Here is an 18357-nt window from a genome sequence, read left to right as displayed (position 1 = left end):
TGCGGTATTCGCCCGGCGTCATGCCCATCTCGGCGCGGAAGGCACGGAAGAAGTGGCGTTCGGAGGCGAATCCCGCCTCGACGGCGACGGTGGCGGTGGGCCGGCCGCGTTCGGCGCGGAGCAGGGCGCAGGCCCGCTCGACGCGCAGGCGGCGCAGCAGGGCGCCGAGCCCCTCGCCGGTCTCGTCGAACAGGCGGTAGAGGCTGCGACGTGAGAGCAGGCAGCCGCGGGCGATGTCGTCGACGGTCAGCGCGGGATCCCCGCACCGGTCGCGGACGAAGGCGGTCACCCGTTCGCGGGTGAGCAGGCTTCCGGACGCCCCCGTCGGCTGCTGCCCCGCGAGCAGGTTGACCCCGGCCGCGAACAGCGGCACCGCGCCGCTCGCCAGGATCGCGGCCTCGTCGGCGGCGGTGTGCTGGATACGGGCCAGGTCGAGGAAGAAGCGCGCCACCACGCCCGCGGCGGTGTCGGGCCGCACGGTCGTCGCGGTGGGCAGCGACACGTGCGAGACCCCGAGCTCGGCGCGCAGCAGCGCGGTGGGCACCTGCACGATGACCTGCGCGCCGGGCCCGTCGATGTCCCACCGGTACGGGCGGGTGGACTCGTAGAACACCATGTCGCCCGGGGTGAGCTCCGCGACGCGATCGTCCTGGTGCAGCCGCGCGCGTCCCTCGGTGTAGACGCTGGCGATGAGGTACTCGTCGTCGGTGTGGGCGATCCCGGAGCGGGTGCGCAGGACCGACTGCCGGGAGGTGTCCACGGTGGACAGCCACACCCCGCCGAGCTTCCCGCGTTCGATGCTTCCGTGGAAGCCCGGGCTGTCGTCGGGTTGGGCGGCCAGCGGGAAGTAGCACTCGCTCAGCACCGCCTCCCACTGCTCGAAGGCCTGCGCGCGCGGCAGGTCGGCACCGCCGGTCACGGTGAAGGTGACCGGCGGGATATGTCCGGGGTCCGCCTCGCTCGTCGTCAACGCCTACCTCGATCCCATCCGCGAGCTCACTGTCCGGGTGCACGGGCCTGCGCCGAGGATGACACATCGCCCGGCTCGGTCTCCAACGACCGTTTCCGGACGGAACCGTACCCGACGGTCACCCGCGACACCGGACCCACACTCGCGCAGACTATTTCGCACACAGCACACTTCTCGCAACTCGACGGAACCGAGGACCTTGGTCCCTTGCCATCAGGGCCTTCGGCCCTCACGCGCGAGGACTTCCGCCGGAAGCCTCCCGGAACCGGCCCCGATCCGGCGGTCCCGGGGGTCCACAGCACATCCGCAGTGACCCGACAGCGGGGACATCCCGGGGCCGCCGCCTTGCGAGCACGGCCCCGCGACGACGTCACCGGGCTGTGGGTTCGCGGAGGGGCGGCCGCCGCGTGAGCGCGCGCCCGCGCCGCGTCCCCGGCGTGGCGCGCCGCCCCCATCCCGCGCCGGTCGCCGAGGCGAGGCGGCGCCGGAACACGGCCCGAGGAGGCCCGCCCCGGCGGCCGTCGGGGAGCGGGCCCGCCGTCGACGAGCCGCTCCCGGCTGCCCGCCGTTTGCCGGAAAATACCCCCTGGGGTATCGTCGCGTCCGTTCAGCAATACCCCTGGGGGTATATACCGGAAGGCACCTCATGAGCACGAACCTCGACGATCCGGCGCGCGGGGCGGCGGTCGAACGGCCCCTCGGCGCCCTGGCCCGATGGGGAGCGTTCGCGGCCGGGCACGCCCGCGCGATCGTGGGCGTGTGGGTCCTGGTCCTCGTCGCGCTCGGCGCCGCCGCGCCGAGCGTGTTCTCCTCCCTGGCGGGCGCGGGCTGGCAGGCCGACGGCTCGGAGTCGGTCCGGGTCCGCGAGCTGGCCCAGGAACACTTCGGCGGCGACTCCTCGGCCGCGGTGCAGGTCGTGATCCACGCCGAGGACCGCACGCTGGACGACCCGGCCGTGCGGCAGGTGATCGAGCGGGTCACCGCCGTCTTCGCCGGCGACGACCGGTTCGGCCGGGTGCTCGCGCCCCGCCCGGGATTCACCGTCGCACCCGACGGCCACACCGGCATCGTCGTCGCGGGCGCCGCCGCCTCCCCCGACGACATGGTCCGCGCCGTCGACCAGCACAAGGCCGCGCTGACCGGGTTGTCCGGCGACGGGATCGCGGTGTATCCGACCGGCGCGTCCGCGCTGTGGAGCGACTTCAACGAGGCCAATCACGAAGCGATGATCCGAGCGGAGTTGTTCTCCTGGCCGCTGACGCTGGCGATCATGGTGCTGGCCTTCGGTTCCCTGGTCGCGGCGGGCCTGCCGCTGCTGCTCACCATCGCGGGGCTCGTCGCCTCCGCGGGCGGGCTGGTGCTGCTGAACCAGGTGACCCCGATCTCGGTGTGGGCCATGAACTTCGCGATGATGTTCGCGCTGGCGCTCGGCATCGACTACGCCCTCTTCCTCGTGGCCCGGTTCCGTGACGCGCTCGCCCGCGCCGCCACGCCGCGGGCGGCGGTCGCCGAGACGCTGGGCACCGCGGGCAAGGCGGTGCTGCTGTCGGGCCTGACCGTGCTGGTGAGCCTGTCGGCGGTGCTGCTCGTCCCCGCGCCCGCCGTCCGGACGATGGCGGTGGGCATCATGACCGCGGTGGTGTTCGTCCTGGCGGCGACCCTGACGCTGCTGCCCGCCGCCCTCGGCGCGCTCGGCGCCCGGATCGACGCCGCCGCACTGCCCTTCGCCCGGCACCGCGAGCACCGCTCGCCCCGGTTCGCCCGCTGGGGCAGGCTGCTCCACGACCATCCGTGGCCCTTCGCGGCGGGCGCGCTGACCGTTCTGGTCGCCCTCGCCCTCCCGGTCACCGGGCTGTCGACGGCCATGCCCTCGATCGCGGTGGTCCCGGCCGAGGCGCCCGTGCGCCAGGGCTACGAGCTGATCGCGGCGGAGCTGGGCGCGGGCGCGCCGGGCACGCTGTCGATCGTCGCGCCCGCCGCCGAGGCCGAAGCCGTCACGCGGGTGGCCGGATCGGTGGCCGATGTCGCGGCGGTGTTCCCCCCGGTCGCCGCCACCGACGACAGCGGACTGGTGCTGGTCAAGGCCCTGCCCGCCGTCGACCCGTCCGCGGCCGGGATGGCCGGGATCCTCGACGAGCTGCGGGCGGCGCTGCCCGCCGACGCGCTGGTCGGTGGGGCGGCCGCGGAGAACCTCGATCTCCAGCGCACGCTCGACGCCTACCTGCCCGTCGTGGTCGCGGTGATCCTGGTGCTGGGTTTCCTGCTGCTGCTGGTCGCGTTGCGGGCGCCGGTGATCGCGCTGATCGGCACGGTGGTCAGCCTGCTGTCGACCGCGGCCGCCTTCGGCGTCGCGAAGCTGATCTTCCAGGACGGGCACGGCGCCGGGCTGCTCGGCTTCACCCCGCAGGGCTTCCTCGACGGCTGGGGACCGGTGTTCTTCTTCGCCATGATCTTCGCCATCGCCATGGACTACACGGTGTTCCTGCTGGCCACCGCGAAGGAGCACTACGAGCGCACCGGCGACCCGGTCACCGCGCAGATCGACGGTCTGGCCCACTCCGGCCGGGTGATCTTCGCCGCGGCGGCGGTCATGGTGGCGGTGTTCTTCACCTTCGCGCTGGCCGAGCCGCTGCCGCCCAAGGAGATGGGGATCATCCTCGGCGTCGCGGTCCTGCTCGACGCCGCCCTGGTCCGGCTGGTTCTGCTCCCGGTCGCGCTGCGGCTCACCGGCCGGGCCGCCTGGTGGAGTCCCGCCTGGCTGCGCCGCGCGCTCCCGGACATCCGCTTCTCCCACTGAACACCGCGGTCCGCCCCCGGCACCCACATACCCCTCCGGGTATATTGACGGGACGGGGGCGGACGGAAAGGACACACAGCATGGTCGGCGACGATGAGGCGATCGCCCAGGTACTCAACCGGCTGCGCCGCGCCCAGGGCCAGCTGGCCGGCGTCATCGCCATGATCGAGGACGGCCGCGACTGCAAGGACGTGGTCACCCAGCTCGCCGCCGTCTCCAAGGCACTCGATCGCGCCGGCTTCAAGATCGTCGCCACCGGCCTGCGCGAATGCCTCACCGGCACCGGCGCCGAACAGACCCCCATGACCCAGGACGAACTGGAGAAACTCTTCCTCGCCCTGGCCTGACCCGGGCACGCGCCGGGGCACCGGCGCGTCATGTCGCGGTCTCCGTTCCTCGCCGTCTCCGGCCTCCGCGCGGAGCGACCCCGGCGACGGACACCGGGAATCACGCCGAGCACAACCCTGGCCGCCCCCCGATCGACGCCGTATATCTGAGTCCCGCAACGGTTTTCCGTACGGCACGAGGGGGCGGCACTTGTTCGCGCGTGAGGACACCGGCGTCGCGACCACGCGGACGTCACAGCGGGCCGTGGTGGCCACCGCCTGCGGGGCGGTGACGGTGGCCCAGATGGCCACCACGATCTACCTTCCCGGCATGCCCGATCTCGGCGCCGACATCGGCGCGAGCGACGGCGTGCTCCAGCTCTCGGTGGCGGTCTTCGTGGTCTTCGCCGCCCTGCCGGTCGTCGCCTGGGGGCGCGCGGCCGAACGCTTCGGGCGGGTGCCCGCGTTCGTCGCCGCCGGGGGATGCTTCGTGCTCGCCAGCGCGGGACTCGCCCTCGTCACCGACACGCCGCAGCTGCTCGTGCTGCGGGTGATCCAGGCGATCGGCGCGGGCGGGATCGCGGTCATCGGCCGGATGATGGTCAAGGACCTGTTCACCGGCGCCGACCTGGCGCGCCAGCTCGCACTGCTGTCGATGGCGTTCGTGGTGGCGCTCGGCGGCGGGCAGGTGATCGGCGGCATCGTCACCTCCACGGTCGGGTGGCGCTACGGATTCGTCGTGCTGGCCGTGCTCGCCGCGATCCCGGTCGCCTGCGCGCTGCGGATCTCGCTGCCCGTTCCCCCGCCCTCCGCGGGCGGGCGCGGGGTGGCGCGGCGCCTGTTCACCGACCGGGTCTTCGTCGGCAGCGCGGTCGCGGGCGGCGTCGGCTTCGCGATCGTGGTGATGATCCAGCAGAAGTCGGCGTTCATCTTCACCGACCGATTCGCCCTGCCTCCGTGGGTCTTCGGGCTCTTCGGCGTGCTCTACGGCGCGGCCTACCTGTCCGGCGCGACCTACGTGCGCCGCGCGGTGCTGCGGCTGGGCGCGCGCGGGATGATGCGCCGCGGCGCGGGGATCATGCTCGCCGGCTGCGCGCTCGTCACCGCCGTCTGGGTGGTCGACCTGCCGGGGCTGCTCGCGCTCGCCCTCTTCCTCGCGGGGTACGTCGCGACCACCTTCGGCCAGGCGACCCTGTTCCCCAACAGTGCCGCGCACGCGGTCAGCCATCTCACCGCGGGCGCCGCGATCGCCGTGTCGTGGTGCGCGCTGGTCCAGCAGGGCCTGGCGGGCATCGCCTCCCTGGCCGGCCCGGCCCTGCACGGGCTGCTCCCCTGGTCGCTCGTGCTCACCCTGCTCGCCGCCGCCAACGTGGCGCTCGTCGCCCTGCCCGAATCCCGCACCCGTACCTGACGCAGAACTCCTGATCGACGCTCCACCGCTCACGAAGGAATGCCCGAATGGTCACACACCGATTCGCCGACATCCGCCGGCAGCTGCACACGAGCAACACGTTCTGGGACGACAGCACCGCCCACGGCCTCGTCGACATCGTCGCCACGGACATGCGCGACGGCATCGTGCACGACCGCGACGGCCGGTCCATCGTCAACTTCTCCTCCTACTCCTACCTCGGCCTCGACAGCGACCCGCGCATCCTGGCCGGGGCGCACCGCGGCCTGGACGAGACCGCCACCGTCAATTCCTCCATCTCGCGCATGCGGATCCGGCTCGCGCTGCTCGAGGAGGCCGAGCAGCGCCTGACCGCCACCTTCGGCGCCCAGGCGGTGACGGTGTCCTCCTGCGCGGCGGCCGCGTGGGCCACCCTGCCGCTGCTGGCCTCGGGCGAACTCACCGACGGCACACCGCCGCTCGTCGTGTTCGACAAGAACGCGCACTTCTGCCTCAACGCCATGAAACCGCTGGTGGCCGAGGAGACCGAGCTGGTCACCATCGGGCACAACGACGTCGAGGCCCTCGAGGAGTTGTGCCGCACCCACGACACGGTCGCCTACGTGGCCGACGGGGTGTACAGCACCGGCGGCGGGGCACCCCTCGCCGAGCTGCACCGGCTGCAGGACCGCTACGGCCTTTTCCTGTATTTCGACGAGGCGCACGGCATCTCGACCGTCGGCGCGGGCGGGCGCGGCTACGTGCTCGACGCCACGCCGGGCTGGCGGGACCGCACGCTGGTGATCGCCTCGCTCAACAAGGGTTTCGGCGCGAGCGGCGGGGTCATCTTCTACGGTCCGCCCGGCGACCACTCCCGCACGCCGACCCTGCTGCGCACGAGCGGGCCGCTGATGTGGTCGCAGCGCACCAACACCGCCGGGCTCGGCGCGATCGTCGCCGCGTGCGACCTGCACGACGACGGCACCGTCGACACCCTGCAGCGGGCGCTGCGGGCGCGGGTCGACCTTTTCGACTCCCTGGTCGAGACCGACCTGAGCGGTGACGGGCTGCCGATCCGGTTCGTCGACATCGGCCGCGAGGACGTCACCGTGGCGGTGGCGCGCGACATGCTGGAGGCCGGCTTCTACACCTCCCCGATCTTCTTCCCGATCATCCGGCGCGGCAGCGCCGGGCTGCGGCTCATGCTGCGCGCCGATCTGGCACCCGAGACCATCCACCGCTTCGCCGACACGCTCACCGCGAGCCTGGCCGCGCACCGGCGGGGAGCGGAGCAGCCCGCATGACCGTCACCGTCGAGAACACCCTCGGCTTCGAAGCCCAGCGCGCGCTGCTGCGCGAACACTCCGCCGAGATCGTCGCGCCGCGGCGGCGCGCGGGCGATGCGAAACTGGCCGTGCGCGACCGGGTCGACCGGATCCTCGATCCGGGCACGCCCTTCCTCGAGATCGGGCGGCTGGCCGCGCACGAGGTGTACGACACCGACCTGCCCGCCGCCGCGCTGGTCGTCGGCATCGGCACCGTACACGGCAGGCCGTGCATGATCTTCGCCAACGATCCGCACGTCAAGGGCGGCACCTACTACCCGCTGACCGTCAAGAAGCAGCTGCGCGGCCAGAAACTCGCCAGGGAGTACCGGCTGCCCTGCATCTACCTGGCCGACTCGGGCGGCATCTTCCTGCCGTTGCAGGAGGACATCTTCCCCGACGAGGAACACCTCGGGAAGATGTTCCGCAACATCGCCGAGATGTCGGCCATGGGCCTGCCGCAGATCTCGGCGGTGCTCGGCATCTGCACCGCGGGCGGCGCCTACATCCCGGCGATGAGCGACGAGACGGTGATGGTGCAGGACCTGAGCACCGTCTTCCTCGGCGGCCCGCAGCTGGTGGAGGCCGCGACCGGCGTGGTTGTCGACGCGCAGACACTCGGCGGCGCCGACCTGCACGTGCGGCGCACGGCGGTGGCCGACCACCTCGCCGCCGACGAGCAGGAGGCGCTGGCCATCGTGCGCGACATCGTCTCGCGCACACCGGGTGACCGGGTGCGGCCGCCGGCGTTCGAGCCGGTCGAACCCGCCGACGATCCCGCGGGCCTGCCGGATCTCATCCCGGCCAGCACCAAGAAGGAGATGGACGTCCGGGCCGTCCTGCGCCGCGTGGTCGACGCCGGTTCCTGGGTGGAGTACCGCCGCGACTACGGGATCACCATCGTCTGCGCGACGGCGCGGATCGCCGGATACGAGGTCGGCGTGATCGCCAACCAGGGCGTCATCTTCCCCGACAGCGCGCTCAAGGCGACCATGTTCATCCAGATCTGCAACCAGCGGCGGATCCCGCTGCTGTTCGTGCACAACGTGAGCGGGTTCATGGTCGGCGAGGAGTACGAGCGCGCCGGGATCGCCAAGCACGGCGCCAAGATGGTCAACGCGGTCTCCTGCGCGACGGTGCCGAAGATCTCGCTGGTGATCGGTGGCAGCTTCGGCGCCGCGAACTTCGCCATGTCGGGGCGGTCGATGGGCGGGCAGTTCATGGCCATGTGGCCCAACGCCCGCTCCACCGGGGTCGGCGGCGAACAGGCCGCCGCGGTGATGGCCATCCTCAAGCGCGACCGGCTCCGCCGCGAGGGCAAGGAGCTCGATGCCGCCACCGAGGCGGCGATCAAGCAGCCGATCATCGACAGCTTCGAACGCCAGTCGCTGCCCGCCTACATCGCCGCCCGCATGTGGATCGACGCGGTGGTCGAGCCCGAGGACACGCGCTCGTGGCTGGCGCAGTGCCTGTCGCTGGCCCACGAACGCTGGGACCGGCCCGAACCGGCGGCCGCGAGCTTCGGAGTGTTCCGCCTGTGATCGCCCGGCTGCTCATCGCGAACCGGGGCGAGGTCGCCGCCCGGATCGCGCGCACCTGCGACCGGCTCGGCGTCGAGTACGTGACGGTGAGCGTCGACGAGGACCGGGACCTGACCTACCACGCGGGCGCGGCGGCCACGGTCGCCCTGCGGGCGGGCGGACATCTGGACGCGGCCGCGCTGGTGCGCGCGGCGGTCGAGACCGGCTGCGACGCCGTGCATCCCGGCTACGGCTTCCTGTCCGAGCACGCCGGCTTCGCGCAGGCGGTGCGCGCGGCCGGGCTCGTGTTCGTCGGGCCGAGCTCCCGGGTGATCGAGACCATGGCCGACAAGTCCGCGGCCCGACGCGTGATGGCCGCGGCCGGGGTCCCGGTCCTGCCGGGGACCGAGCGGGCGAGCGAGGACATCGACGCGCTGGCCGAGGCCGCGGCGGACATCGGCTATCCGCTGATCGTCAAGCCGGCGGGCGGCGGTGGCGGCAAGGGGATGTCGGTGCTGCGCTCGGCCGCCGGGCTGCGCGAGGCGCTGGCCTCGGCGTCGCGCACCGCGAGCGCGGCCTTCGCCGACGGGCGCCTGCACCTGGAGCGCTACGCCGAGCGGGCCCGGCACATCGAGGTGCAGGTCTTCGGGGACGAATTCGGCGGCGCCGTCCATCTCTTCGACCGCGACTGCTCGCTGCAGCGGCGCCACCAGAAGGTCATCGAGGAGGCGCCCGCACCGCGCATCCCGGCGCCCGTGCGCGCGGCGATGCTGGCCGCCGCCGTGCAGGGCACCCGCGCGTTGCAGTACGTCGGGGCGGGCACCTTCGAGTTCCTGCTGGCGGGCGAGGAGTACTTCTTCATCGAGATGAACACCCGGCTGCAGGTCGAGCACACCGTCACCGAGGAGATCACCGGCGTCGACCTGGTCGAGTGGCAGCTCCGGGTCGCGGCGGGCGAACCGTTGCCCGCCGCCCAGGACGACATCACCGCCGCCGGCGCCGCGGTGCAGGTGCGGGTGTACGCCGAGGACCCGTTCCGGTCCTTCCTGCCGTGCCCGGGCGAGTGGGAGGTCACCCGCTGGCCCGCGGTGCGGGTCGAGCGGGCCTTCACCCGCACCCTGCGGGTCACCGGCGGTTTCGATCCGATGGTGGCCAAGCTGGTGACCCACGGGCCGGACCGGGCCGCCGCACTCGAGGCCGCGCGCCGGGCCGCGAACGAGCTGCGCTGGACGGGCATCTCGACCAATCTGGGCTTCGCCGCGCGCGTGCTGGCGGCGCCGACGGTCGCCGGGGCCGCGCACGACACGACCTATCTGGATCTGCTCGACCCGGTCGCCGAGTTCGGCGACCCCGACCGGCGCGCGGCCCTGGCCGTCGCGGCCACGCTCACCGCCCCCGACCGGGCCACACCATGGTCGCCGGGGGCGGCGCCGGGCGACCGTGCCTGGCTCGACCCGGACGCGGGTGAACTGGGCGGGCTCGACCTGACCGTGGACGGCCGCCCGTTCACGGTCCGGGTGCGCGGCTACGACGGCGACACGGTGCTGCTGCGGCCCGGCGACGCCGCGGAGGCGGTTCCGGTCGTGCGGGGCGACGGCGACGTCGTCACGGTGGACGCGGCGCCGGTGTCGGTGCGGCGCAGCGGCGCGGGCTGGACGTGCCGGGTCGACGGCGTCGTCCGGGAGGTCGCCCGCGCCGAGTACCGGGGCAGCGGCGCGGCCGCGGCGGGCCCGGCCATCCGATCGCCCATGCCGGGAACGCTGGTGCGCCTGCACGTCTCGTCGGGCGAGCAGGTCGAGCAGGGCCAGCTGCTCGGCGTGGTGGAGGCCATGAAGCTCGAACACGAACTCGCGGCGACCCACGCCGGAGTGGTCACGGTGACCGCCGCCGAAGGCGCGGTGGTCACCACGGACGAATCACTGTTTCTCATCGAGGAGAGGGGCGCCGCGCTGTGATGCGGACTCGCCGACTTGCGACAGCTCTGATAGCGGCCACGGCCGTCCTGGTCTCCGCGTGCGGCGGAACCGACCCCGCCGCGGGCGAATCCGGCCCGCCACGCACCGGCGGATCGCTGACCTGGGGCGTGGAGACCGAGCCGACCACCCTCAACCCGCACCTCAACGGCCAGAGCAACACCAAGATGCTGTTGCGCAACACCTACGAGACCCTGCTGGCGCGCACCGCCGACGGCGGCTACGTGCCGTGGCTCGCCACCGGACACGAGATCTCCCCCGACGGGCTCACCTACACCTTCACCCTGCGCGAGGGCGTGAAGTTCACCGACGGCACCCCGCTCACCGCCGCCGGGGTGGCCCGCAACTTCACCACCATGCAGGACCTGTCCTACTCCGGCGGGTTCTCCTCGGGCCCGCTGTCCAACCTCGCCTCGGTGGCGGCCCGGGACGACCGCACGGTGGTCTTCACCCTGAAGAACCCGTACGCGCCGTTCCTGGACTTCGCCTCCGGATTCGACATCATCTCCCCCGCCGCCTTCGACAAGCCGCAGCTCAAGTCCGGCGGGCCCGAGATCGCGGGCACCGGGCCGTTCATCCTCGACCGCTACGTCAAGGGACAGGAGCTGCACTTCCGCAAGAACCCGGACTACGACTGGGCGCCGGCGAACGCCGCCCACCAGGGACCTGCCTACCTGGACGAGGTCACCTACCGGTTCCTGCCCGAGTCCTCGGTGCGCACCGGCGCCCTCACCTCCGGCCAGGTCGACCTCATCGAGGGCGTCTCCGGCAACGACGCCACGCTGTTCGACGGCAACCCCGACTACACCTACGTGCACGCGCTCAACAACGGCAGCCCGTACTCGCTGTACTGGAACGCCACCTTCGGCCCGGCCACCGACGAGAGGGTGCGACGGGCGCTGAACAGCGCGGTCGACGTGGACGCGATCCTGGCCTCCATCTACCGCGGGCAGCGCACCCGCGGCTGGGGCATCACCTCCACCGTCGACACCCCGTTCTACGACAAGAGCATCGAGCGCGCCTACGGCGCCGACAAGGCGACGGCCAACCGGCTGCTGGACGAGGCCGGCTGGACCGCGCGGGATTCCGACGGATTCCGCACCAGGGACGGCAAGCGGCTGACCATCGATCTGGTGCAGGCCCAGTCGACCGTGCGCGACCAGCGCGAAGTGCTGTTGCAGGCGGTGCAGGCACAGGTCAAGCAGAACGCCGGGATCGATCTGAAGCTGTCCTACGTCGACCTGGGCACCTACGCCGAGCTGCGCAAGAACAACACCTTCGGCTCGATCGCCAACAGCGACACCATCACCGGCGGCATCGACATCGAGAACCACTGGTACCCGGCCTCGTCCAAGGGCACGCTGAACTACAGCCGCGCGGGCGACCCGGAGCTGTCGAGCTGGTTGCAGGCCGCCGCCGCGACGACCGACATCGCGGCGCGAGCGAAGCAGTACGCGCAGCTACAGCGTTTCGCCCTGGTCGACAAGGCCTACGCGCTCCCGCTCTACATCCCCGAGAACCAGATCGCGGCGGGCGCGCACGTGCACGGTGCGGGCTTCCGCCCCTACAAGCAGCTGCCCGAGAACGCCTACGACGTCTGGGTCGACCGTGGCTGATCCCGGGAGCGCCGGGCCGGAGGGTGCCCTGTGACCGCCGGTCCGGCCGTCGTACCCGCGGTGCCGTCGGCCGCCGAGGCGGTCACCGGACGCCGGGCGGCCACGGCCCGCCGCGCCGCGCTGCGGATCGTCTCGGGCCTCGTGGTGTTGTGGGGTGCGGCGACCCTGTCGTTCCTCGGCGTGCGGCTGGCGCCCGGCGACACGGTCGACGTGCTGATCGGGGAACAGCCGCGCACCCCCGAGGTCGAGGCGGCCATCCGCGCCGAGTGGGGGCTCGACAGCCCGGCGGTGGTCCAGTACGGGCGCTACCTGTGGCAGGTGGCGCACGGGGATTTCGGGCGCTCCTATGTGCTGCAGCGGCCGGTGTCGGAGGTCGTCGGCTCGCAGGCCGGGCCGACGCTGGCGCTGACCGGCGCCGCGCTGCTGGTGGCGCTCGCGTTCGCCGTGACGGTCGCGACCCTCACGGCGGGCCGCCCCCGGGCCAGGGCGGTGGCGGGCGCCGTCGAGCTGACCCTGGTCTCGACGCCGGCGTTCTGGCTGGGCATCGTGCTGCTGTCGGCGTTCAGTTTCGGCTGGCGGCTCTTCCCGGTGGCGGCGAACAAGGGACCGGCGGCGCTGGTGCTCCCCGCGCTGGCGCTCGGCCTCTCGCTCGGCGCGGTCGTGTCCCAGGTCCTGCGCGACGGGCTGGAGCGGGCGCTGGACGAGCCGTTCGCGGTGACGGTGCGGTCCTGGTCGGTCGGCGAGACCGAGCTGCGGCTGCGGCACGGGCTGCGGCACGCGGCGCTGCCCGCGGTCACCCTCACCGGCTGGTTGGTCGGCGGGCTGCTCGGCGGCGCGGTGATCATCGAGGAGGTGTTCGGCCGGCCGGGGCTCGGCCGGGTCACGGTGGACGCCGTCCTCGCCCAGGACCTTCCGGTGGTGCTGGCCGTGGCGATCCTGTCGGCCTTCGTCTACGTGGTGATCAGCACCGCGGTCGACCTGCTGTACCTCTGGCTGGATCCACGACTGCGGCGCGCGGCCCGGGACGGGGCGCGATGATCGCCCTCGACACCCGGGTGGGCCGGGCGCTGTCCACCGCGCGGGTCTCCGCGCCGTCACCGGGAGTGGCCCTCGCGGCGCCGGTCGTCGTCCTCGTCGCGGTCGCGGTGATCTCCCCGGCGGTCCTGGCCGGCGCCGATCCGCTGGCCGCCGACCCGCTCGCCGCCCAGCTGCCGCCCAGCCCGCGGCACTGGTTCGGCACCGATCATCTGGGGCGCGACGTGTTCACCCGCGTGGTGCACGGCGCCCGCTACTCGCTGTCGATCGGCGTCTGCTCGGTCGCCATCGCGGTGGTGGCGGGGACCGCACTCGGGGTGCTGTCCGGGTTGGCGCGCGGCCCCGTCGACGAGGTGGTCACCCGGTTCCTCGACGTGGTCTCGGCGTTCCCCGACCTGCTGCTGGCGCTGGTGCTGATCTCGTTCACCGGGCCCGGCACCACCAATCTGGTCTGCGCGCTCGGCGTCGCCTCGATCCCCCGGTTCGCCCGCGTCGTGCGGGCGCAGACCCTGGTCGTGCAGGAATCCGGCTACGTCGAGCAGGCCCGCACCTTCGGGCTCTCCCGGGCCCGCCTGGTCGGGCGGCACGTACTGCCGCACGCGGTGGCCCAGGTTCCCATCCTGGCCACCATCGGGCTGGGCACGGCCGTGCTCGGCGCCGCGGGACTCAGCTTCCTGGGGATGGGACCGCAACCGCCGGAACCGGAATGGGGCGCGATGCTCGCCGAGGGACGCAACTATCTGCGCAACGCCTGGTGGATCGCCGTGCTGCCGGGCGTGGCGGTCACCGCCACGGTCGTCGCGGTGAGCGCGCTGGGCAGGCGCTGGCAGCGGTACTACGACGGAAGGCCGGTCGGATGAGCCTGATCGACGTCACGAATCTCCGGATCGGCTTCTCCGGCACCGGGGCCCGCGAGGTGGTGCGCGGCATCGATCTGCGGATCGAACCGGGCGAGGCGGTGGCGCTCGTCGGGGAATCCGGATCGGGCAAGTCGGTGACCGCGCGGGCGCTGGCCGGCCTGACCGGCCCCGGCGCGACCGTGCGCGCGGACCGGTTCGAGGTCTTCGGGCAGGACGCGCGCGGACACCGGGAGCGGCACTGGCGCCGGATCCGGGGCCACGACGTCGGTTTCGTCCTGCAGGACGCCCTGGTCTCGCTCGACCCGCTGTGTTCGGTGGGCGCGCAGCTGGCCCGGGCGCAACGCGCCCGCACCGGCCTGCGCGGCCGCGCGCTCACCGAACGCAGCCTCGGCCTGCTCACCGACGTCGGTGTGCCCGAGCCGGGCAGGCGCCTGCGGCAGTACCCGCACGAACTGTCCGGCGGCCTGCGCCAGCGGGTGCTCATCGCGACGGCGCTCGCGGGCGACCCGCGACTGATCATCGCCGACGAGCCGACCACGGCGCTGGATGTGACCGTGCAGCAACAGATCCTGGAGCTGCTGCGCGAACGCAAGGCGGCGGGCACGGCCCTGCTGCTGATCAGCCACGACCTCGCGGTGGTCGCCGAGGTGGCCGACCGGGTCCTCGTCCTGCGCGACGGGGAGGTGGTCGAGCAGGGCCCGACGGGGCGCGTCCTGGCCGCGCCGACCCACCCCTACACGCGCACGCTGCTCGCGGCGATCCCGTCGGCCGCCTCCCGGGGCGCCCGGCTCTCGGTCGCCGCGGACGGGTCGGGTCACCGGCCCGCGCTGCCCGCGCGGACCGTCGACGAGACCCGCGTCGTGCTGTCGGTGCGCGAACTGCGTAAGACCTACGGCGTCGGCGCCGACGCGCGCACGGTGGTCGACGGGGTCGACTTCGACCTGTTCGCGGGCGAGACGCTGGGCATCGTCGGCGAATCCGGCTCGGGCAAGACCACGACCGCGCGGCTGGCGCTGCGCCTCGTCGCGCCGACGTCGGGACGGGTGATCGTCGACGGGCACCCGTGGAGCGAGTACTCCGACCGCCGGGCGCGGCCGCTGCGGCGGGTGGCGCAGTGGATCGCCCAGGATCCCCTGAGCTCGTTCGACCCGCGCTACACGGTGGCCCGGGTCATCGGGGAGAGCCTGGACACCGTCGGCGTCCACGGCGCGGCGCGGGCCCGCCGGGTGCGCGAGATCCTCGACGCGGTCGGCCTGCCCGCCGGGTTGCTCGACCGGCATCCGCGCACCCTGTCCGGCGGGCAACGTCAGCGCGTCGCCATCGCCCGGGCCCTGGCGCCCGAACCCGCGCTGCTGGTCGCCGACGAACCGGTCTCCGCCCTCGACGTGTCGGTGCAGGCCCAGATCCTCGACCTGCTCGCCGACCTGCAGGCCGAGTTCGGTACCGCCCTGCTGCTCATCTCGCACGATCTCGGGGTGGTCCACCATGTCGCGGACCGGGTGCTGGTGATGAAGGACGGCCGCGTCGTGGAATCCGGCGCCGCCGACGAGGTCCTGCGCGCGCCCCGGCACGACTACACCCGCAGGCTGGTCGCCTCGGTCCCCCGCCTGCCCGTCCCCGACCGTCCCGGAGCCGGGTGAGCGCGGCGCGGCGCCCCGGCGCCCGGCCCGGCGGTCCCTAGAGTGTGCTGATGCCGGAGTTCTCGATCGGAGACGACATCTGCTGGACCACCTCGCACCGCGGTGCCGACGGAGTCGAGTGGGGCACGCTCCTGGAGCTGACCGGGCCGGTCACCGGCATCGACCGCGACCTCGTCTCGGGGGAGGTCGTCGCCTACGTCATCGAGGCCCGCGTGGGCAGGCGGCCCGCGGGTCTTGTCCTCGTCCCCGGCGCGGAGGCGGTCGCGGCGCCGTGGCCCGCGGACCTCACCTGGTGCGCGGAATTCACCTGAGCGCCGCGCGCGTCTCCTAGAGTGGGACGCAGTTGTCGTGTGAGGGGGGAGCCGGGATGTCCGCGAGTCTGGTCAAGGGACAGAACGCCCCGGTGCCGGTACCCGAGGTGACGGTGACCGCGCAGGTCGCCGCCGCGGTCGACGTGTCGGCGCTGTTGGTCACCGAACACGGAAAGGTCCGCTCCGACGCGGATTTCGTGTTCTACAACCAGCCGAGCGGTCCCGGTGTCCGGCTGCTGCCGGGCGCCCCGGGGCCCGTCGCGGTGTCCTTCGCCCACGTGCCCGCCGACATCGCGCAGGTGCGGGTGGTGCTCACCCTCGACGACCCCACGCGGCCGTTCGGCGCCGGACCCGCGCCGGTCGTGCGGGTCGCCGACGCGGCGGGAAATCCCCTGTTCGACTACCGGATCGATGCCCTGTCGAGCGAGTCGGTGGTGATCGCGGTCGAGTTCTACCGCCGGGCGGGCGCCTGGAAGATCCGGGCCGTCGGGCAGGGCTACGCCGGCGGTTTCGCCGACCTGGTCACCGATCACGGGGTGTCGGTGGACGACGCCCGGCCCTCACCGCCGCCGCCCGCGCCGCCCGTCCCGACCGCGCCGCCCGTCCCGACTTCGCCACCCGCGCCATCCACGCCACCGGTCCCGACCGCGCCGCCGCCCGTCCCGACCGCGCCACCAGTCCCGACCGCGCCGCCCGTCCGGACCGCGCCGCCCGTCTCCACCGCGCCGCCCGTCCGGACCGTGCCGCCGGCGCCGCCCGCGCCTGTCCCGCCGCCCCGGCCTGCGGAGGTGACGCTCGCGAAGGGTCGGCCGGTCAGCCTCGCCAAGGGTCAGCGGGTCACCCTCCGCAAGGACGGCGGGGTGCCCCTGACCTACATCCGCATGGGCCTCGGCTGGGACCCGGTCCGCACGCGCGGCTTCTTCGGGCGCCGCACCCCCGACATCGACCTCGATGCCTGGGTGGCGATGTTCGCCGATCAGACCCTCGTCGACGTCGTCTACTACGGGCAGCTGGCCTCGCGGGACGGCTCGATCCGCCACCAGGGCGACAACCTCACCGGCGAGGGCGACGGCGACGACGAGGTGATCCTGGTCGACCTCACCCGCGTGCCCGCCCACGTCGGCACGCTGCTGTTCGTGGTCACCTCCTATCAGGGCCAGTCCTTCGAGCAGATCGCGAACGCCTTCTGCCGCCTGGTCGACGCCACCACCGACGCCGAGCTCGCCCGCTACTCGCTGGCCGGCGGGATGCCGTTCACCGCGCTGGCCATGGCCACCGTGTTCCGGGTCGGCGCGGAATGGAAGCTGGAGGCGCTCGGCGACGGGTTCCAGGCCCGGCACCCGGGCGAGGCGGTCCCCCAGCTCGGGCGGTTCGTCGCCCCGGCCTGATCCCGGGCGGCGCCCGGGCCGCGGCGGTGCCGGGGCGTCACCCGTCGCGGACCGGGTGGCAGAGTGAGGTCATGCAGCTGATTCTCGTCCGCCACGCGCAGCCGGTCCGGATCGCGGCCTCCGACAGCCCGGCCGATCCCGCCCTGTCCCCGACGGGACTGGAGCAGGCCGAGCGGGTACCAGCCGCCCTGGCTCAGCACCGGATCGCCCGCCTGGTCAGCAGCCCGCAGCGGCGCGCGCGAGAGACCGCGGCCCCGACCGCCGCCAAGCTCGGCCTGCCCGTCGACATCGTCGAGGATCTGGCCGAATACGATCGCGACCTGCCCGCCTACATCCCCATCGAGGATGCCGCGACCGAGTTCCGCGACGCCTACGAGCGGATCAAGGCCGGGCATCTGCCCGAGCAGATCGACGGGCCGTCGTTCGTGGCCCGGGTCCTCGCGGCGGTGGACGACCTCGTCGCGACCGCAGACCCGGCCGACACGGTCGTCGCGTTCGCGCACGGTGGGGTGGTGAACGTCCTGCTGCAGGAGATGCTCGCCCTCGCGCGCCCGCTGACCTTCCCGATCGACTACTGCTCGATCACCCGGATCCTGTTCTCCCGCACGGGGCGCCGCACGGTGGCGACGGTGAACGAGAACGGCCACGTCTGGGACCTCTTGCCGCGCGCGCTGTCCGGGCGCTGAGCGGGGGACGGGGCTCGCCCCGGCCCGAACCCGCCGCGGTGCTGCCCCACCGCCGCCAGAAACACCACTTTGCGGCCGACCCGCCCCGATCCGTGCGCCTAGGCTCTCGGATCGTCATCGTCTCGCTACCGAAGGTGAAATCCCATGGCGCGCAAGGTCACAATCGAACTGATCGACGACTGCGACGGCATCTCCGTCGCCGCGGAAACCGTCACCTTCGCCCTCGACGGCGCGAGCTACGAGATCGATCTGTCCGCGGCCAACGCCGCCGCGCTGCGGGAGGCGTTCGCGCCGTGGATCGCCAAGGCCCGCAAGGTCGGCCGGACGGCCTCCACGGGCGCCAAGCAGGCCGCGGGCCGGTCGCCGGCGCCACGCAACGTGCGGCAGATCCGGGAATGGGCACGCACACAAGGGATCGACGTGTCCAGCAGAGGCCGGGTCTCGGCCGAGATCGTCGACGCCTACCTGCAGGCCACGGCCTGACCGGGTGACGGGCGGGACCGCGACGCCCCGCCCGCCT

At 73.3% G+C, this 18357-nt stretch carries 15 protein-coding genes; 14 read left to right on the top strand and 1 reads right to left on the bottom strand.

The genetic code is table 11. The features are described from left to right. On the bottom strand, nt 1–970 hold a 970-nt coding region (locus tag ON36_RS23945), incomplete at its 3' end, for a helix-turn-helix domain-containing protein (RefSeq protein WP_052314293.1). A gap of 646 nt (nt 971–1616) precedes the next feature. Here ON36_RS23945 and ON36_RS23940 point away from each other — a divergent pair. From ON36_RS23940 to ON36_RS23875, 14 genes are all read left to right on the top strand, one after another. Then, nucleotides 1617–3767 (top strand): MMPL family transporter, encoded by a 2151-nt coding sequence (locus ON36_RS23940; RefSeq protein ID WP_043657912.1) that lies wholly within the window; start codon nt 1617–1619, stop codon nt 3765–3767. A gap of 80 nt (nt 3768–3847) precedes the next feature. Beyond that, nucleotides 3848–4114 (top strand): metal-sensitive transcriptional regulator, encoded by a 267-nt coding sequence (locus ON36_RS23935; RefSeq protein WP_043657911.1) that lies wholly within the window; start codon nt 3848–3850, stop codon nt 4112–4114. 190 nt (nt 4115–4304) lie between these two features. Beyond that, nucleotides 4305–5504 carry an MFS transporter gene (locus tag ON36_RS23930; protein WP_052314292.1) on the top strand — a complete coding sequence of 400 codons (1200 nt, stop codon included), beginning with the start codon at nt 4305–4307 and terminating at the stop codon, nt 5502–5504. Nucleotides 5505–5551: 47 nt separating this feature from the next. Continuing rightward, the gene (locus tag ON36_RS23925; protein ID WP_052314291.1) at nt 5552–6787 is read left to right on the top strand and encodes an aminotransferase class I/II-fold pyridoxal phosphate-dependent enzyme; all 1236 of its coding nucleotides are present in this window, start codon (nt 5552–5554) and stop codon (nt 6785–6787) included. Continuing rightward, nucleotides 6784–8349: an acyl-CoA carboxylase subunit beta gene (locus tag ON36_RS23920; protein ID WP_043657906.1), complete on the top strand. Its 1566-nt coding sequence runs from the start codon at nt 6784–6786 to the stop codon at nt 8347–8349. Before ON36_RS23925 ends, ON36_RS23920 begins: the two co-directional genes overlap by 4 nt. Continuing rightward, nucleotides 8346–10283 carry an ATP-binding protein gene (locus ON36_RS23915; protein WP_043657904.1) on the top strand — a complete coding sequence of 646 codons (1938 nt, stop codon included), beginning with the start codon at nt 8346–8348 and terminating at the stop codon, nt 10281–10283. The genes ON36_RS23920 and ON36_RS23915 overlap by 4 nt, the downstream gene beginning before the upstream one ends. After that, on the top strand, nt 10283–11917 hold the full coding sequence (locus ON36_RS23910) for an ABC transporter substrate-binding protein (RefSeq protein WP_043657901.1): 1635 nt from the start codon (nt 10283–10285) through the stop codon (nt 11915–11917). Before ON36_RS23915 ends, ON36_RS23910 begins: the two co-directional genes overlap by 1 nt. Nucleotides 11918–11947: 30 nt before the next feature. Next, on the top strand, nt 11948–12955 hold the full coding sequence (locus ON36_RS23905) for an ABC transporter permease (RefSeq protein ID WP_043657900.1): 1008 nt from the start codon (nt 11948–11950) through the stop codon (nt 12953–12955). After that, nucleotides 12952–13812, top strand: a complete 861-nt coding sequence (locus ON36_RS23900; protein WP_043657898.1) for an ABC transporter permease — start codon at nt 12952–12954, stop codon at nt 13810–13812. Before ON36_RS23905 ends, ON36_RS23900 begins: the two co-directional genes overlap by 4 nt. Then, nucleotides 13809–15452, top strand: a complete 1644-nt coding sequence (locus ON36_RS23895) for a dipeptide ABC transporter ATP-binding protein (protein ID WP_043657896.1) — start codon at nt 13809–13811, stop codon at nt 15450–15452. Before ON36_RS23900 ends, ON36_RS23895 begins: the two co-directional genes overlap by 4 nt. A gap of 50 nt (nt 15453–15502) precedes the next feature. Then, nucleotides 15503–15763 (top strand): hypothetical protein, encoded by a 261-nt coding sequence (locus tag ON36_RS23890; protein ID WP_157224990.1) that lies wholly within the window; start codon nt 15503–15505, stop codon nt 15761–15763. Nucleotides 15764–15819: 56 nt separating this feature from the next. After that, a complete protein-coding gene (locus ON36_RS23885) occupies nt 15820–17151 on the top strand; it encodes a TerD family protein (protein ID WP_043657890.1) in 1332 nt (443 codons plus the stop codon). 71 nt (nt 17152–17222) lie between these two features. Next, the gene (locus tag ON36_RS23880) at nt 17223–17837 is read left to right on the top strand and encodes a histidine phosphatase family protein (protein WP_043657888.1); all 615 of its coding nucleotides are present in this window, start codon (nt 17223–17225) and stop codon (nt 17835–17837) included. Nucleotides 17838–17981: 144 nt separating this feature from the next. Then, nucleotides 17982–18320 (top strand): histone-like nucleoid-structuring protein Lsr2, encoded by a 339-nt coding sequence (locus ON36_RS23875; protein ID WP_043657886.1) that lies wholly within the window; start codon nt 17982–17984, stop codon nt 18318–18320. The last annotated feature ends 37 nt before the right edge of the window (nt 18321–18357 follow it).

Origin of the sequence: Nocardia thailandica NBRC 100428 (assembly GCF_000308795.1) — a bacterium.
Taxonomy (GTDB): Bacteria; Actinomycetota; Actinomycetes; order Mycobacteriales; family Mycobacteriaceae; genus Nocardia; species Nocardia thailandica.
This window is presented reverse-complemented; position numbering and strand designations above follow the sequence as displayed.

Excerpts from the sequence above, each read along its gene's own strand:
- ON36_RS23920 (WP_043657906.1), top strand. The coding sequence starts at position 6,784 with ATGACCGTCACCGTCGAGAACACCCTCGGCTTCGAAGCCCAGCGCGCG.
- ON36_RS23890 (WP_157224990.1), top strand. The coding sequence starts at position 15,503 with ATGCCGGAGTTCTCGATCGGAGACGACATCTGCTGGACCACCTCGCAC.
- ON36_RS23900 (WP_043657898.1), top strand. The coding sequence starts at position 12,952 with ATGATCGCCCTCGACACCCGGGTGGGCCGGGCGCTGTCCACCGCGCGG.
- ON36_RS23880 (WP_043657888.1), top strand. The coding sequence starts at position 17,223 with ATGCAGCTGATTCTCGTCCGCCACGCGCAGCCGGTCCGGATCGCGGCC.
- ON36_RS23940 (WP_043657912.1), top strand. The coding sequence starts at position 1,617 with ATGAGCACGAACCTCGACGATCCGGCGCGCGGGGCGGCGGTCGAACGG.
- ON36_RS23910 (WP_043657901.1), top strand. The coding sequence starts at position 10,283 with ATGCGGACTCGCCGACTTGCGACAGCTCTGATAGCGGCCACGGCCGTC.
- ON36_RS23895 (WP_043657896.1), top strand. The coding sequence starts at position 13,809 with ATGAGCCTGATCGACGTCACGAATCTCCGGATCGGCTTCTCCGGCACC.
- ON36_RS23885 (WP_043657890.1), top strand. The coding sequence starts at position 15,820 with ATGTCCGCGAGTCTGGTCAAGGGACAGAACGCCCCGGTGCCGGTACCC.
- ON36_RS23935 (WP_043657911.1), top strand. The coding sequence starts at position 3,848 with ATGGTCGGCGACGATGAGGCGATCGCCCAGGTACTCAACCGGCTGCGC.
- ON36_RS23925 (WP_052314291.1), top strand. The coding sequence starts at position 5,552 with ATGGTCACACACCGATTCGCCGACATCCGCCGGCAGCTGCACACGAGC.
- ON36_RS23875 (WP_043657886.1), top strand. The coding sequence starts at position 17,982 with ATGGCGCGCAAGGTCACAATCGAACTGATCGACGACTGCGACGGCATC.